The 16,709-nt window shown below is 59.0% G+C and carries 10 protein-coding genes; 2 read left to right on the top strand and 8 right to left on the bottom strand.

Features of this window, described 5'->3' with window-relative positions; genetic code table 11:
- Positions 1 to 343: 343 nt before the first annotated feature.
- The 5 genes from O3S85_RS07915 to O3S85_RS07895 form a co-directional block, all read right to left on the bottom strand.
- Entirely contained in the window at positions 344 to 838 is a 495-nt protein-coding gene (locus tag O3S85_RS07915) for a hypothetical protein (RefSeq protein ID WP_269539412.1), read from the bottom strand.
- A gap of 31 nt (positions 839 to 869) precedes the next feature.
- Positions 870 to 4,019: an efflux RND transporter permease subunit gene (locus tag O3S85_RS07910; RefSeq protein WP_269539411.1), complete on the bottom strand. Its 3,150-nt coding sequence runs from the start codon at positions 4,017 to 4,019 to the stop codon at positions 870 to 872.
- The gene (locus O3S85_RS07905; protein ID WP_269539410.1) at positions 4,012 to 5,178 is read right to left on the bottom strand and encodes an efflux RND transporter periplasmic adaptor subunit; all 1,167 of its coding nucleotides are present in this window, start codon (positions 5,176 to 5,178) and stop codon (positions 4,012 to 4,014) included. The genes O3S85_RS07910 and O3S85_RS07905 overlap by 8 nt, the downstream gene beginning before the upstream one ends.
- Positions 5,179 to 5,206: 28 nt before the next feature.
- On the bottom strand, positions 5,207 to 6,535 hold the full coding sequence (locus O3S85_RS07900; RefSeq protein WP_269539409.1) for a TolC family protein: 1,329 nt from the start codon (positions 6,533 to 6,535) through the stop codon (positions 5,207 to 5,209).
- 88 nt (positions 6,536 to 6,623) lie between these two features.
- A complete protein-coding gene (locus O3S85_RS07895; RefSeq protein ID WP_269539408.1) occupies positions 6,624 to 7,037 on the bottom strand; it encodes a hypothetical protein in 414 nt (137 codons plus the stop codon).
- A 241-nt stretch (positions 7,038 to 7,278) separates the two neighbouring features.
- Between O3S85_RS07895 and O3S85_RS07890 the strand changes: the two genes are divergently transcribed.
- On the top strand, positions 7,279 to 8,433 hold the full coding sequence (locus tag O3S85_RS07890; RefSeq protein WP_269539407.1) for a glycoside hydrolase family protein: 1,155 nt from the start codon (positions 7,279 to 7,281) through the stop codon (positions 8,431 to 8,433).
- 15 nt (positions 8,434 to 8,448) lie between these two features.
- On the opposite strand, the gene O3S85_RS07885 is transcribed toward O3S85_RS07890, so the two are convergent.
- Positions 8,449 to 10,302 (bottom strand): ATP-binding protein, encoded by a 1,854-nt coding sequence (locus O3S85_RS07885; RefSeq protein ID WP_269539406.1) that lies wholly within the window; start codon positions 10,300 to 10,302, stop codon positions 8,449 to 8,451.
- Positions 10,303 to 10,590: 288 nt separating this feature from the next.
- Between O3S85_RS07885 and O3S85_RS07880 the strand changes: the two genes are divergently transcribed.
- Positions 10,591 to 12,009, top strand: a complete 1,419-nt coding sequence (locus tag O3S85_RS07880) for an alanine/glycine:cation symporter family protein (RefSeq protein WP_269539405.1) — start codon at positions 10,591 to 10,593, stop codon at positions 12,007 to 12,009.
- 791 nt (positions 12,010 to 12,800) lie between these two features.
- On the opposite strand, the gene hsdR is transcribed toward O3S85_RS07880, so the two are convergent.
- Positions 12,801 to 15,164: an EcoAI/FtnUII family type I restriction enzme subunit R gene (gene hsdR / locus O3S85_RS07875; RefSeq protein WP_269539404.1), complete on the bottom strand. Its 2,364-nt coding sequence runs from the start codon at positions 15,162 to 15,164 to the stop codon at positions 12,801 to 12,803.
- Positions 15,161 to 16,660, bottom strand: coding sequence for an RNA-binding domain-containing protein (locus tag O3S85_RS07870; RefSeq protein ID WP_269539403.1), 1,500 nt, complete (start codon positions 16,658 to 16,660; stop codon positions 15,161 to 15,163). The genes hsdR and O3S85_RS07870 overlap by 4 nt, the downstream gene beginning before the upstream one ends.
- Positions 16,661 to 16,709: the final 49 nt, after the last annotated feature.

Raw genomic sequence — 16,709 nt, 5'->3', positions numbered from 1 at the left:
TACTCGAAATTGGCTCGCGAGGCAATGGCGGGGATTCAGCAATTGTGGTGACTCTTTTTCGATACTGCGACGTGAACCGGGTTGTTTTTGACTGACCGGATTTACGCTAACCGGTCATGGTTGCACCATGATACCAGATTGTCTGCCTACGGACAAGTCGGTTGCAGGCAGCTTTGTTGTTAATTGCCGACACCTACTGGTGCATTAACGGGTGAATCGCCCATTTCCTAAAGGTGAAATGCGGCATTTGCTGCCAGTCTCTGGTCGCTAAGCTTGAGGATAAAAAAACTCCCAGGCTGCAATGAGCGGCCAGGGAGTTTGAATGGATACGGGGCTGTCTGGCTCAATGGCCGCAGATGCAGGCGTATTCGCGATAATCGCAGGAGCCGCATTGGGCCAAGTTGATATTGATGCGCTCGGTCACGGTTTTGCTGCTGGCATCGGGCTTTACGCGAACGATGAGCGGCACGATGTTCCCCTCGGGCAAGGGCTCCGTCGAGACATACGCGCTGTCCACTGCTTCAAAGCTGAGGCGGGTTGGCTTGGTGCGCTCGCCACCGATGCCGGAGACGCTGGCACCGGCGTGGTCCGCAGGCTTGCCGTCGTCGTCAACGAAGGTTACGCGCACCTTGCGGTCGTCTTGCATGAACAGCTCGAAATGCGGCTCGGTGGATTTAAACAGCTTGCCGCCATTCGGGCCGGCTGCGGGGGCCTCACCCGCGTGGCTATGCTTGCCGTGATCGTGACTATGGTCGTGATCATGATCGTGGTCATGCTGCGCGTAGAGGTTGAGTGCGCCGCCCAGGGCCAGGGCAAGGAGGAGGAGTTTGGTTTTCATTATGTGTTGTATAATCGTTGTTGGTTTAAGGTTATTCGCTGGCGCGGGATTCGCGCTCAATGGATTTTTGCGCCGCCTTCCGATAGAAGGCGTAGAAGATCGACGGGGTGATGATCAGCCCCAGCGCGGTCGATGTCGCCAGGCCGCCGAGGATCACGATGGCGATCGGGTTGAGGATTTCTTTGCCGGGATCATCCGCCGCAAGCACGAGTGGCAGCAGTGCGAGACCGGCGGAAATGGCGGTCATCAGGATCGGCAACAACCGCTCTTCAGCGCCGCGCATGGCGAGCTCCCGGGAAAATGTCATGCCCTCCTGCCGCATCAGGTGCAGGTAATGCGCGAGCAGCATGATGTTGTTTCTCGCGGCAATACCACTGACCGCGATGAAGCCAACCAGCGTCGCAATGCTGATGTTGTTCAGCGTAAACGAGGTCAGCAGCACGCCGCCTACCAGTGAGACCGGCACGATGCTAAACACCAGCAGCACAAACGCGAAACTGCGGAAGTAACTATAGAGCAACACGCCGATCACCAGCACGACCAGCAGCGAGGAAAACAGGATCGTTCGCTTGGCCTCGGCCTGTGCCTGATACTCACCCTCAAAGCTTAGCGTATAGCCACTGGGCAAGGTGATTTCTTCGCTTACTTTGCGCTGCAAAGTTTCCACGAGCGCATTGAGGTCGTTGCTCGTTGGGTTGATCGATACCACGAATCGGCGCAGTGTGTTTTCGCGGAGAATGGTGTTTGGCCCGGTCGCGTAGCGCAGGTTCGCCACGTAGCTAAGCGGTATGCGTTGTCCACTCTGCGTATCGATATACATGCGCTCCAAACGCTCGGGGGATTCTCGCCATTCGACGGGCAAACGCACCACCAGGTCGAACACCTGTTGCCCGGAGTAAACCTCAGCAACTTCCTCGCCGCCGATCATCGCGGAGAGTTGTGCATTCAGTGCGCCTGGAGTCACGCCGTAGGCCAGCGCGCGTTGCCGGTCCACTTCGATGCGTAGTTGCGGAATCGGTGCCTGCTGTTCGATGCGCGCTTCTTCGAGCCCGGGAATGCCACGTGCGATCTCGGCGACTTCGGTGCCTAGGGCGCGAAGTTCATCAAGGTCGGGCCCGTAGATCTTAATCGCGATCTTTGCGGAAACACCGCTGAGCATGTGGCCAATGCGGTCGGCCAGCGGCGTACTCATTGCGCTAAACGTGCCGGGGATGCTGCGCATGGTCGCACGCATTTCCTCCATCACTTTCTCACGTGGGCGCTCGAATTCTTCGATGAACTCGATGTCGAATTCCACCGTGGAAACCGGCACCACGTGGTCGCCATTTTCAGCGCGACCGACGCGATAGCCCACGGTTTTAATCTCCGGAATTTCCATGAGCAGCTCGGTGGCGACGTCGGCCACTTCAGTCGTTTGCTTGAGCGAGGTGCCCGGTGCCATCGTGGTCGCGATCAGGGTTGTCGGCTCGCGAAACGCGGGCAGGAAGTTGCCACTCATCTGGCTGAGGGCTCCCACCGCGACGGCAAAGAGCACCAGCGTTCCGGCGATCACGAGCAGCGGCTGAGCGAGCGCAATGCGCAACGCGGTCGCCCGGAAAACGCTCTTGGCCGCTCGCTCGATGACCGTGCCTTCGTGGGCCCGGCCGCCGGGCTTCGGGTTCAGTAAGAACGAGCATAGCACCGGAATTACCGTAAGTGAAACCAGGAACGATGCCGCCATGCTGACGATGGTCGCGACCGCAATTGGTTGGAACAAACGCCCCTCCAATCCCGAGAGCGCCATCAGCGGCAGGAATACGAGAATGATCAGCACCGTCGCGTAAAAGATCGACGAACGAATTTCTGCCGAGGCGCGTGCGATGACTTCCAGCTTGGGCAGCGGCGAGGTCTTGCCCGCGTTTTCCCGCAGGCGGCGGAACACGTTTTCCACGTCGACAATGGCGTCGTCCACCACCATGCCGATTGCTACCGCGAGTCCACCCAGCGTCATCGAATTGACGGAGAGGTTCATCCAGTCAAACACCAGCACCGTGATGCCGAGTGATAGAGGAATCGCGGTCAGTGTAATCAGCGTGATGCGCAAGTTGAGCAAGAACAACAGCAGCACGAGCGCCACCATGATCGCACCGTCGCGCAGTGCTTCCTCCAAATTATGAATCGAGAGGTTGATGAAGTCCGACTGTCGATAAACCGTCACTAGCTTCACGCCATCGGGCAGCGTTTCCTGCATTTGGGCAATAGCGTCTTCGAGTTGGTCGGTCAGGTTGAGCGTGCTGAAGTTGGGTGCCTTGGTGACACTTAAAATCACGCCGCGCCGACTCAGTTCGCCGTCTTCGATTTCGCGGCTCGCCAGCCCGGCGTCGCCGCGCATCGGCTGCACATCCCACACGACGGTCGCCACGTCTCGGAGGCAAATTGGCCGGTCGTTCTCGTGGAGCACGACCGTGTCGGCAATGTCGTCGAGGTCGGTGGTCATGGCGAGATTGCGCACCATGATCTCCTCCGGACGCTCGGTTAGAAAGCCGCCCGTGGTGTTGCTCACCGCGTTGGCCGCTGCATGGCGTATCTGCTCATAGCTCACGCCCATGGCGAGCATGCGGTCCGGGTCGGGCTGCACTTGGATCTGCGCCACGCCGCCGCCCATCGCGAGCACTTCAGCCACGCCGGGAATCGCCTGCAGGCGGCGCGCCACGGTCCAGTCGGCCAGGGTACGCAGCTCCCGCGGTGCCATTTCCCCGCTGGTGTCGACCACGCCGAGCAGCATGATGTTACCCATCAGTGAGGCGACCGGTGTCATGTAGGGCGACACGCCGTCGGGCAGCACTTCTTGCACGCTGGCCAGCCGCTCCTGCACAAACTGCCGTGCCTGGTAGATGTCCGTGCCCCACTCGAATTCGACAAAGGTCAGCGACAGACCGATGTCGTTTACGGTCCGCAAACGCGTTACCTGGTTCACGCCCATGAGCGCGTTTTCGAGGGGTATGGTGATCAGCGTCTCGACCTCCTCAGGGGAGTAGCCGGGCGCTTCCGTCAGAATGGTCACTGTCGGCTTCGTCAAGTCGGGCAAGACTTCCACCGGTAGTTCTTGCGTGGTGCGCCAGGCAAAGACAAGCACCACGATCGCGGCCACGAGGATAAACACTCGCTGGCCGAGGGAAAAACGAATCAGCCAATCAAGCATTACTGGCCTCCGCCTTCGTTCGCTTTGCATTCCAAAGTAACTGCGCGAGCACGAGCGCAAGCAGCGTTACGACGCCAGCATAACCCATCAGCACCAGAGAAAGTTCACTGTCGTTGTGACCTCCTTCACCATGGTCATGGCCATGCCCATCCGCGCCACTTTTCTTTGCGGCACGTTGCTCAGGCGTTATTTCTGAGCCGTCTTCGTTGTGCTCGTGGCCGTGCGCGGCGTCCAGCGCTTCCTTGAGCGACATGCCGGAACCGGCACCCGCAAAGCTCAGCCCATACGAGCCGGTGGTCACGACTTCATCACCTGGAAAAAGGCCGCTAATGACTTCTACGCGCTGTTCGTTTTCTTCGCCCAATACGACGGGTGCGCGAACAAACGCATTCTCCAAATCGAAGTCTTTGACAAAGACATAGCGGTTGCTCGGGTCGCCCTGCACTGCATTGAGCGGCACGGACAGAACCAGCTCGCGCTGATCGGTGACGATGGAAAACTCCGCCCGCAAACCCGGGCGCAAACGGCCCTCGGTGTTATCGATCACGAAGATGCCTTCCACCGTGCCGGCTTGCCGGTCGGCATTCACACCGAAGCGCACTAGCTCGGCCTCGATCCACTGGTCGCCCAGCGCGGGCACATGAATGCGCGCCATATCGCCAAGCTTCACTTGCGCGGCTTCCTGCTCGGGGATCTGTGCGACGGCCCAGAACTGCGACTGGTCCGCGATGTCCATTAGCTCCTGAGATGGCTCCACGGGCTCACCGAGGCGCACGTGCGAGGAAACGACTAACCCCGTCTGCGGCGCAAACAGCTTCACCGTGGGCGGTGGGTCGCCGAGCTGCCGACTCTCAACGACGGCGATCAGTTGGCCCTGCTCGACACGGTCGCCCTCGAAGGCATTCAGCTCGACTACGCGCCCGGCAATCCGCGACGACACGACGGAACGGTTCTCGGGAATTTCTTCGATGCGGCCGATGGCGAACAGCGTTGATTCAAAAGTTCCCTCATCGGCGACCACGGTTTCGATGCGCAGATTGCGCGCCCCAGCCTCATCCAGAATGATGGTGTTCGCTGCGCGGTCCTGGGCGTAGATTGACGGCGTTAGCGTAACTTGCGCGACTAAGAGGGTGCAGAGAGCGAGCTTATTGAAAGTCATTTTAGTGTATGCTGTATTTAGCTTTGCATTACAAAGTTTCATGGTCGGCCTCCTTTACTTCGATTGCGCTTTCGGGGAGGTTGGCGGCGGTCTCGAAGCGCCATTGGGATAGAATTTCGCGGCGCTCAGCCTGGAGCATCGCGAAGTCCACCCGCAGATCGAGCACGCGCTCTTGTGCGCGGAAGACGGAGGTCAGGTCGACTTGGCCGACTGCGTAGGCGTCCTCCAGTTGGCGAAGGTTGTCGGTGGCTTGGTTGAGCACGGCTTGCTCATAGTCGTGTATTTGCTCTTCGACCTCGGCGTATTCCTCGCGTAGCTCGGCGGCTTCGTTTTGCAGGCGAAAGCCGAGCGCGCCAACCTCGGCTTCGAGCTGGCGCTCCTTGGCGCGGCGGCTGATCACCTCGCCGCGATTCTGGTTGTGCAGGGGCAGGGGGATGCTCAGGCCGACGCCGATAAACTGCTCCTTTTCCCCGCCGAGGTAGAGGTTGTTCGTCGAAGGGTCTTCCAGCGCATTATTGGATAGCCCCTGCTCGTAGAAGATTTCCACGGCGATGTCCTGCCAGCGCTCGGCCTGGGCAAGCGCGGTTTGCTCGGTGGCGATCTCCACCAGTTGCAGGCGGAGTTGGTAGGCCGGGTGGTCGGGCAGGTCGCTGCGGTTAAACTCCGGCAAGGCATGCGGTGGCGTGGCGTCGGGGGTGGCGTCGATCTCGATGCCCTGGTGCAGCTCCAGCCCGAGCAGCTCGCGCAGGTGAACGAGTTGTCCAGTGCGCTCGCGTTGCAGGCGGAGAATCTTTTGCTTCAGCGCGGCCTGGGCTACTTTGGTTTGGCCAAGGTCAAGCGATGAGGCTTCGGCGCGCTCAATCTTCTTTTGCAGGAAATCGGCGAAGGTTTGGTTGAGCGCGATTTGCTCACGGTGGAGTGCCAGCTCGGCGTCGATCAGCTCGAGCGTGTCGAAGATTTGCTCCACACCGTAGGCCAGCCGACGCTCGGCATCGCGTATCTCCAGCTCGGCCAGCTGGACTTCCAGCGAGGCGATGTTCCGCAGCCGGCGTAGACGATCGGTAACGGGAAAGCGTTGCTCCAGCCCGACGGACCACGCGTATTCGCCCTCGTTGGCGAAGGCAAAATCCGACGCACCGGTGAGGTTGAGATTTGGGTTTTGCCATGAGCCGGCGTCGATGGTCCGGCCTTGGGCTTGTTGCACGGTGTAGCGTGCCGCGAGCAGGTCGCGGTTACCATAGAGTGCGCGGTGGATGGCGCTGGCGCGGTCCACAGTGATAGTGGGCGGGGGAGATTCCTGGGCGTGTAAGACGGCCGCACACGCAGCGGTAATGAGAACAAAAGTGATTTTAAACATGAGCCTGAAAGGTTTGGGTGACGCGCCCGCATGCGAGCGCACAAAACAGCCTCCGGACAATCCCGGCGGCGAAACCAATCAGGCAAAATTATAGTCGCAGCACCGTCGACGGGACGGATACATGCACACGTGGCCCCACGATGGGCGGCCCACGGGCAGGTGTCTGCGCGATGCTCTCCGCAGTCGGTGCAGCGATCAACTCACTCCAATGCAAACCGCCAAGGTCGACCAGTGCCGGGGCAATGGTCTTGGCTTGATCGATGCTGAAGTCCAGCGAAAGCCCGTCGATCTGCAAGTCCACGCATGCATCATGCGATTCGCCCTCGCAGCAGTGGGATTCACCACAGTCAACCTCGACTTCGGCTTGCTCAAACGCAGGCGCGCTATCGGTGTGCAACACGCCGGTTGCGTGCCAGCAAAGCAGCACCGACCCTTCTGCCGCCGACAAACATACGACGGCGGCCAAGAGCGAGTAAACCCATGCTGTTAAGCGCTGCTTCACGAAATGATTAGGATGTGATGGAATGACCTGCTTTCAAGCGGAAAGTTCCCGGGCGATCGCATCGTTAAAAATCCATTGACCGCATTTTCAGCGAGTGGCTTAGGCGGCAGTTAATTTCTGTTCGTGTCAGGTGAGTCGACCCGCGCTGGAGCGGCGGCATGTAACAGATTACGTAAATCAGATGCGCACTTTGCTTTGACGGCTGGTGCTGGCCCCGTGATGGTGGGCGAAGATATTACCCATGGCCCATTCCGAAACCATCTCGACCTTTTCTCCGAAAGCACCGGGCGAAGACTGCTCCGCCGCGATTCAACAACTGCTCGACCAAGGTTGCCGCAGCCTGCATTTCCCAACTGGCGAGTATCACTTGAGCGCGGGGCTTCGCCTGCCCAGTGGCGTTCAGCTAAAAGCCGATGCGCAGGCAATTTTTCGTTTGGCCGATGGTGCGATGCAGACGCGCGATGACTACCTGCTGACCAATGCCGACCATGCTGCGGGCAATACGGACATCCTGATCGAGGGCGGCATTTGGGACGGCAATCAGCGCGGCAATCCGCGGCCGGAGGGCCTCTTTGACGATGGCTACACCGGCGCGATGTTTCACTTTGAAAACGTCAAAGGCATCCGGCTGGCCAACGCCACGCTGCGCAATGCCGAGGCCTACTACGCGCGGTTTACCCGGGTGGACGGCATTGAGGTGGAAGACATCTTTTTCGACTCCGACCTCGTCCGCAAGAACAACGATGGCATCCATCTGGGCGGGTCTTGCTACAATGCCGTTATCCGTCGCCTGCGCGCGACGACACCCGGCGTCTGCGGTGACGACATGGTCGCGCTGAACGCCGACGACGCAGAAAACCGCACCGAAGTACGCGGCATGAAAAATGGTCCCATCGAAAACATCGTGATCGAGGATATCACCGCGCACAGCTGCCACACCTTTGTCCGCTTGCTCAGCATCACCTCGCCTATTCGCAATGTGCGGATACGCAAGTTGCGCGGCGGTTGTCAGGTGGCGGCCATCAATGGCGATGGCGCGCGGGGCTGCCGGGTGCCGGTTTTCGATGAAGCCAACCCGCCCTACACCGACGGCGTGGGCCTGCTGGAAAACATCGATATCGCCGACGTTGTTGTGCACAAAGTGGCCGACAATCATAAGGCCCTGATCGATATCCAGGAGCGCATGCGTAATTTTGTGGTGAGCGACTTCACCCGGGACGAATCGCAAGACCTCGCGTTCAGCAAGCCCACGATCCGCTTCCGCTACATCGACCTCATGAAGTGCGAGATCAATGGCCAGGCACACCCGGCGCAGGACTTGGTTGACGGCGCTGTCTTTGAGCAATCTCCCGCGCGCATTGAGCGCCTCGTGGCCGCGACAACGGTTAAGGGATAAGTCGCGCCGATGCGCTTAGCCGACTTCGGCGCTCGTGGTGGTGTCGGCGAAGTGGCTGGCCAGCAGAGCCCGAAGCTGGTCGATCTGCATGGGCTTGGTCAGGAATTGGTTCATGCCAGCGTCGAGGCATTTTTGGCGGATGTCGGCGGTGGTGTTAGCCGTTAGGGCGACCACCGTTACGTTGGCTGGCGTTGCCGAAGAGTCGGGTAATTGGCGAATGGAGCGTGTGGTCTCAAAGCCGTCCATGCCCGGCATTTGCAAGTCCATCAGGACCAGGTCTGCCTTCTCGTTTTGCAGGATCTCCAGGCCGGAGGGGCCGGTCTTGGCGTGCAGGATGGCCACACCTTCTTTCTTTAAAATCATGTTCATCACGCGGCTGCTCACGGGGTCGTCCTCAAAGAGCATGACGCGGCCGGAGTAGTGCTTGGGCTTGGGATCGGCTGGAGTGCTTTCGGGCTCGGGTTGCGGTGGCGCGTCGGCAATCTCGGCGGGCAGCGTCAGCGTGAAGCGCGAGCCTTTGCCGTATTCGGTATCGACTGTGATGCTGCCGCCCATGGCTTGGGCGAGGCTGTTGCAGATCGTCAGGCCCAAGCCGCTGCCGCCGTATTTGCGCGCCATGGAGCTATCGGCCTGGGTGAACGGCTTGAAGATCAGGTGGCGGTATTCCGGCGAAATACCTGTGCCCGTATCACTGCAAATGACCTGCCAGGTCTTGGCCGACTCCTGGTAGTGCGCGGCGACGGATACCTCGCCTTCTTCGGTAAACTTCAGTGCGTTGCCCACGAGGTTGGTCACGATCTGGCGCACGCGGTTGGCGTCGCCCATCAGGTAGGCGGGCAGCTTGGTGGAGATGGTCAGCTCGAGCTTCAGCCCGCGGTTGGCGGCCTCGGCTTTGTAAAGCTTGCGCACCTGCTGCAAGGTTTTGGCGGGAGAAAAGGGTGCACGGTCGAGCTCGAGCTTGCCCTCTTCGATCTTGGAGAAGTCGAGGATGTCGTTGACGATGGCGAGCAGGCTTTGCGAACTCAGATCGAGCAGCTCAATGGTTTCCTGCATATCGGGGCTGACGGATTTACTGCGGATCAAATTCACGCCGCCCACGAGGCAATTGAGCGGTGTGCGAATCTCGTGAGACATCGTGGCAACGAAGTCGGTCTTGGCGCGGCTGGCCTTTTCGGCGCGTTGTTTTTCGTGGCGCAGTTTGTCCTCGGTTTCCTGGTGGTCGTCGATCTCGCGGCCAAGGTCTTCAATGAGTGAGTCTTTTTCCGAGGTAAGCTTGAAGCGCTCCCAGAGCATGTTCCGTTGGCGTGTGGCCTGGCGGATCATGAAGATTGAGTAGAAGACCATCACCAGCGCCATCACCTTGGGCGAAAACGACGGCGCGAGGCAAAACCGGATGACGATCGGCGCGAGGCAAGTGATGATGAATATGGGATACATCCGGCGGGAGGCCGCCATCCCCGGCATGGCACCAGCCGTGACGCCTCCCAGGATGAAAATGCAAAAGGCCGAGATCTCTGCATCTTGCAGCGGCCAGAAGTAGAAGCCCATCACGCCCCAGGGGATGCCGCCGACAAAAGCATTGATGTTCAGCAGCCGGCTTGAGCCTTCATTGCCGCCACCATGCTCCAGCCTGCGGCGGATAGAGCGCCAAATGAGCACCCGTATGGCCGAGGTAATCGCCATCAGCCCAAGCCACAGAAACACGGGCAACCAGGTGAACTCGAAACTGACGACCAACGCGAACGAAGTGGCCAGGACCCATGAGCTGATCAGGTTGCGCGGCTGGTCCTTGAGAATGGTCCGATTTGTATCGGTTTCCCAATGCTGCAGTAGCTCGGCGCTGGATTCGCTCTCGGTGCTTAAACTCATGTTGGGGTGGTTCCTGCCTTTCGGCTAGATTGGCTGTAGCTCCGGTAATGTCCTTGCTACCGGCTGATTAGTCAATCAATCAATACTGATCACGCTTTCTGATCTTTGGATTGAGGTCGGGCCATTTGGTCGGTTGACCTTTCTTTGCCGCTGAATCAGGATTCTGCGCATCACTATGGCCGACTGATGTGTGGCGGGATTGAGTAATATTGCTCATTCGCCTAAATCGAAGAATCCGGTACAACACCGGCTTAAGTGCCCTCTACCTGGACTAAACTGATAGATTTTATGCAGTGGCTCAATGAAGCGATAAAAGGAATTAACGGCATTCTCTGGGGTTACCTCTTGATATATTTGCTGCTTGGCGTGGGGTTCTACTTCACGGTGCGCAGCCGGTTTGTGCAGGTGCGGCTGTTCGTGCAGTCGTTCCGCGAAATGTTTGGCGGGGTGAAGGGCGTCGATGGCGGCATCTCGCCCTTTCAGGCGTTTGCGACGGGCCTGGCCAGCCGCGTGGGCACGGGGAACATCGCCGGTGTAGCCGTGGCGATTTCGCTGGGCGGGCCGGGTGCGATTTTCTGGATGTGGATGACGGCGCTCGTCGGCATGGCGAGCTCCGTCGTGGAGTGCTCGCTGGCTCAGCTTTACAAGGTGAAGCATGGCGACGACGACAACACCTTCCGCGGTGGCCCAGCCTATTATATTCAACAAGGCATTGGCAGCCGGCCGATGGGCATCGCCTTTGCGCTCGCCCTGGTGCTGTGCTTCGGGCTGGTGTTCAATGCCGTGCAGACCAACTCAATCCGCGTCGTGCTACAGGAGGCTTACGGCTTCCCGGCGTGGACCGTGGGCCTGGGCGTCACGCTGCTGGCGGCACCAGCGATCTTTGGCGGCGTGCGTAGCGTCGCCGTGATTGCCGGGGTGCTCGTGCCGGTCATGGCGGTCGTGTATCTCGCGATGGCGGGCTACTCCGTCATCCGCCATATTGCGGACGTGCCCGGCGTGTTTATGCTGATCGTGAAAAGCGCCTTTGGCCTGCAGGAAGCCGCGGGAGGCTTGACCGGGTTTGCCGTTTCCCAGGCGATGACAATGGGCATCAAGCGCGGCCTGTTTTCGAACGAGGCCGGCATGGGCTCCGCGCCAAACGCCGCGGCGACGGCCACAGCGAACCACCCGGTGGGCCAGGCGCTGCTGCAAATGCTCGGCGCGTTTATCGACACGATTGTGGTCTGCTCAGCGACGGCGTTCATGATTCTCCTTTCCGGCGCTTATGATCCAGCCGTGAGCACTGTGGGCCCCGAGCTCACCCAACTGGCGCTCACGGATGAGATCGGCGCCTTCGGCAAACACTTCCTCGCGGTGGCGATATTCTTCTTTGGCTACTCGTCGATCCTGGGTAACTACGCTTATGCGGAGGGCAACGTGGAGTTCATCCATCGCAGCCCGCGGGCGATCTTTGTGTTCAAGCTGATCGTGCTGGGCATGGTTTACTTTGGCGCGGTGGGCAAGGCCCCGCTCGTCTGGAACATGGCCGATATGAGCCAGGGCATCATGGCGATTATCAACCTCGTCGCGATCCTGCTGCTCGGCGGCGTGGCGATGAAGCTCTTGCGCGACTACGAGTCCCAACTCGGCGGCAAGGGCATGCCGGAGTTCAAACGCAGCAACCTCCCCGAGCTCGAAGACAAGCTGCACAAGGACGTGTGGTGAGGCGCGGTGTTGTGCGCATATATTGAATACCATTAAATGGTTGGTACGTCCGCGTTTCAGCTAGTTCGCCAACCGTTGATGCGGGACGCCCCGGAGGTGCGACGAATTCAACCGTGTCGATGTGCGTCCTTACTTAAAGTGTCTTTTTGATTGAGTGCCGCAAGGGTTAGCAGGCAGACCAACGGACATTCATTTAGAGCGCCAACGGCGCAAGATCATCCTAGCCTAGGGTCAGCAAGGAGCGAAGCGACGAAGGGCAGCCCTAGGAATAATTGTAGGCCTCTTATATTGGAGTGCTGAAAGCACGGCTTCATCGGCGTTTTTTGGGCCACCCCTTCAGGGTTTGAGAAGGTGAGCGCTGCCTGAAACCTAGGGCCAACGGACATTCAACTCTCAGTAAATTTGCCCCAACGGGGCTACGCAACCACAGCCCAGGGTTGGCTTGAGGCCGCAGAGCGGCTGAACGCCTACCCTGGGAATGCGAATACGTAAATTGCCTATCCCAACGGGATTGCGCAAAACGACATCTTGCGCAGCCCCGTTGGGGCTGGGAGATAACCGAGCATCTGGTTTCCCAGGGTAGCGCTTCCCGCAAGCGGTTTGATTTAACCCTGGGCTATGGTTGCGTAGCCCCGTTGGGGCAGTATTTGCAGCAATCAAGATACAAAATGAATGTCCGTTAGCCCTTTGGCTGCGCCCCACGAAACTTAGTCCCTGCCCATTACCCAATCCCCACCAGCCAACCCCTTAAGGATTGGGCCTTTGCGGGGGTGTTGATTGGCATTCGAATGTTAAGCTACAGTACCCTTCTGATAAAGATGGTGTTGGAAACCGCTGAAGAGCTCGCGAATCTCAGATACGGGCCCGAGATATTGCGGCGCATCCATGGGGGAGTGATACTTTAGCGTTAACAATCGCTTCAACTCACTGTAAGCCAGCGTCTCTACGCCGTTTTGGACATATTGGTTCAGCACGAAATCAATGAACTCCTGCTGTGGGCTAGAGTAGCCCTCAAAGATGGCCGTTCGGTGGCTGTCGACACGTTCCTCGCGGGTCTCTGGTTGTGTCGTGTATGCGACATAAGCCAACACATCGAACAGGTCGGAGTGTCGGGCCTCAATTAAGTCTGCCAGTTCGCTGAGTTGCTCGCGGCCATAGCCTGCGGTTTCCAATTGCTCCAAGAGCTGTTCGCGCGTATCTGGCCGGCCCCAGATGTCGCGTAGCTGCTGCTCGTCTTGGAAAAATTGCGGCAATGCTCCGAAGAGTTGCTCGATAAACTGCTGCGCGGAAACAGGCGTTCCGTCCGGGCTCCAGTAACTCGTCATCATCATGTGCTGGACGGTGCGCTCCTTGCCGTCTGCCAGTTTGATTTTCACCTTGGGCTTGCGCTTGGTCGGTTCGGTGACGCCACCAGGTTCCGGTGGCTCCGGTTGGGGCAACTTTGGGCCTGGCTTCGGTTCAGGCGTCTCTGGGTCGATGGGCTCGCCGTCCCATTCCGGATCGGAAAAGTGATGGTAGGCTTTGACGAAGTCGTAGATCGTGGAGAAGTCCTTCCCGTCGTAAAGGCGAGTGCCACGACCGATGATCTGCTTGAACTCGATCATACTGTTCACCGGACGCATCAGCACAATGTTGCGCACGTTACGCGCATCGACGCCAGTAGACAGCTTTTGCGAGGTCGTGAGAATTGTCGGAATCGTGCGTTCGTTGTCTTGAAAGTCACGCAGCTTCTCTTCGCCGAACTTGCCATCGTGCGCCGTTACGCGACAGCAGTAGAACGGGTCGCTGCTTTCGGCGTGCTGGTTGATCAGGTCGCGCACCGCAGCGGCGTGCGCTTGGTTGGCGCAAAAGACGATGGTCTTCTCTCGTTGGTTGATCAGCGACAGGAACAGCTTCACGCGCGCGGCTTCGCGCTCCTTGATCTCGATGATGCGATTAAAGTCGCGCTCTTCGTAGCGACGGCCTTGCTCGACTTCGCCTTCCAGCACGTCGTCATCCGGGGTGTAGATGTAGTCATCAAGTGTGGTCTGGATCTGCTTTACCTTGAACGGCGTCAGGAAGCCGTCGTTGATGCCGTCCTTGAGGGAATACACATAAACAGGCTCGCCGAAGTAGGCGTAGGTGTCGACGTTATCTCTGCGCTTGGGTGTCGCGGTGAGGCCGAGTTGCACCGCAGGCCCGAAGTGCTTCAGAATGTCCTGCCACGAAGACTCATCATTCGCGCCGCCGCGGTGACATTCGTCGATGATGATCAGGTCGAAGAAGTCGGGCGGGTATTCTTCGTAGCAAAGCGCAGCAGCGTCTGCATCCGCGCCACTGGTCATGAAAGTCTGGAAGATCGTGAAGAAGATGGAGCCGTTCTTCGGGGCGCGTCCACGCTTACGAATCTCGGCCGGATCAATGCGCACCAGCGCATCATCAGCAAAGGCTGAAAAGCTGTTGAAGGCCTGATTAGCCAATACGTTGCGGTCGGCGAGAAACAGGATGCGCGGGCGGCGCGTCGGCTCTTCGCCAGCGGGCAGCTCCGCAAACTCGCGCCGGTTCCAGCGGCTGTGGAACAGCTTCCAGGCAATCTGAAAGGCAATCGCGGTTTTGCCGGTGCCCGTGGCCAAGGTGAGCAGAATGCGCTCGCTTCCTTCGGCAATGGCGCCCAGCGCCTTGGTGATCGCGGCATGCTGGTAGTAGCGCGGCTGCCATTGGCCGCTCTTGTCCTCAAAGGGCACGGCGGCAAAACGCTCGCGCCAACTCTGCTCGCGGGCTTCGCGCTGGCCAAAGACATCCAGCCAAAGCTCCTCGGGTGTCGGGTAGGCCTCGATGACGCCCTCCACGCCCCGCCGCATATCGATGCGGTAAAGCTCGTCCCCATTTGTGGCGAAGGCAAACGGTGCGCCGAGCTTGTTCGCATAGTCTTTGGCTTGCGCCACGCCTTCGGCGGCGTCCAGATCACGCTTCTTCGCTTCGATGACCGCCAGCGCCTGATCGCGGTAAAAGAGGACATAGTCAGCCGCCTGCTTCCGGGTCCGCCGCCCCGCGCCCTGCAAGCGTCCAATGGAAATCGTATACTCCCGCGCGATGCGGATCGCGTCACCCGACACCCAACCAGCCGCTGCAATGGCGGGGTCGATCAACTCGGCGCGGGTATCAGCCTCGGTCATTGTTTGACCTCCCAGTGGCCAGCGCGACGCGATCCTTTGCGCTTTAAGTAGCCGAGGTCTTTCAGTGTCTTAATGTTAGTATTAATAGCACTTTCAGCTACGCCAATTGCCTGACTAAGTTGCTTGACCGTTGTGTGTGGTTTTTTAGCTAGAATCTCTAGTATTCTTACTGATGTTCTATTCAGACTTTCTTTTGTTGTTTTTACTCCTGTTTTTACTCCTGTTTTTACTCCTGTTTTTACTCCTGTTTTTGCACCACTTTTTGCTCCGATTTCTGCACCGCCATTTTCTGTTTCTGTACCATATATTGCACCACCTTCCTCCTCTTCCTCCGGCACTTGCAGCGTGAAGCGGAAGATGTCGTTTTCCAGCAGCTGGGGCGCCTCGCCGCCGAAATGCTGGGCGTAGCGGAAGAGGTTGCGGACGCCGGAGCCCAGCTCGTCCGCCCAGCCAATTTCCTTGAACACGCGTGCGATAAGAGGGTTCTTCGGGTAGGGCGAGAACAGCCGTGGATCGATCAAGCCATGGCCATGGGGCACATTGCTGTTTTCAGTCCACAGGCGCCCGCGCTCGATCACGAACTTGGCCGGCGTAGCGTTGGTAAACTCGCGGTGGATCAGGATATTGCCCACCACTTCGCGCAAAATGATGGAGCGCAGGCTGATGCTTTGGTCGCCCTCCAGGTAAAACGGGTCGGGCAAATGCTTTTCGCCAAAGGCCATCAGGCGGTCCCGGCTTTCGAGCAGGTTCGTCCGGATGTCGTCGCGGTCGTCGTAGCGGTCCACGTTGTCCCGGCGCAGGAGCGCGTCGGTCCGGTGATGCGACAACACGGACAAGATCGTGTCATCTTTGCCGAAGAGCAAGATGGCCGCGAGCGTCAGCCCTTCGGCACCGGTTTGGAAATCCTTCCGCCAGACTTTAGCGCTGCGCAGCAACTCCTCCGGGGTTAAGCCCTTCCAGGGGTGCTCAGGGTTACGCCGGGCGGCGAGTTTCTGCGCCCGCTCGATCAGGTCAATCCGCAGATCGGCCAAGCCTGCGTGCGGGTAGATTTTGTTTTCGCTGTAGTGGCTTTGCTTGCGCAGGTAGAGCGCGGCGACGGCGTCCTGCTGCTCGGTGATGTCCAGGTCGCCGTCTTCATTGCGGTCGTAGATGCGCCCGACGCAACGGTGCACCTGCGAGCTCGGCGGCACGTAGATCACGAGCAGCAGCTTGCCGTCGATCTCTACCTGGTCCACGCTCAGGTAGCACGGCGGGTTGATCTTGCCCGGGTCGTTGATGCAGGTGGCGAAGTCTTTGCGCATCTGGCCAATGCTGGCCGGGTCCACGCCCGCGACGGCGCCGTCGTCCAATACGCCAAGCAGCAGGTAGCCGCCATCGCGGTTCAGGAAAGCGCAGACCGTTTCGTAGACACTGGACGGAATCTTGTTGGCGGCCTTCTTGAACTCAACGCCTCGAGATTCGCCCGCGGCGATCAACTGCTGCACCTTTTCCTGCATGAATGGCTAAAGGTCGTAAACGATCATTGCGGCACTCACAATCACTTAA

It is taken from the genome of Cerasicoccus sp. TK19100, from assembly GCF_027257155.1.
GTDB classification, from domain to species: Bacteria; Verrucomicrobiota; Verrucomicrobiia; order Opitutales; family Cerasicoccaceae; genus Cerasicoccus; species Cerasicoccus fimbriatus.
This window is presented reverse-complemented; position numbering and strand designations above follow the sequence as displayed.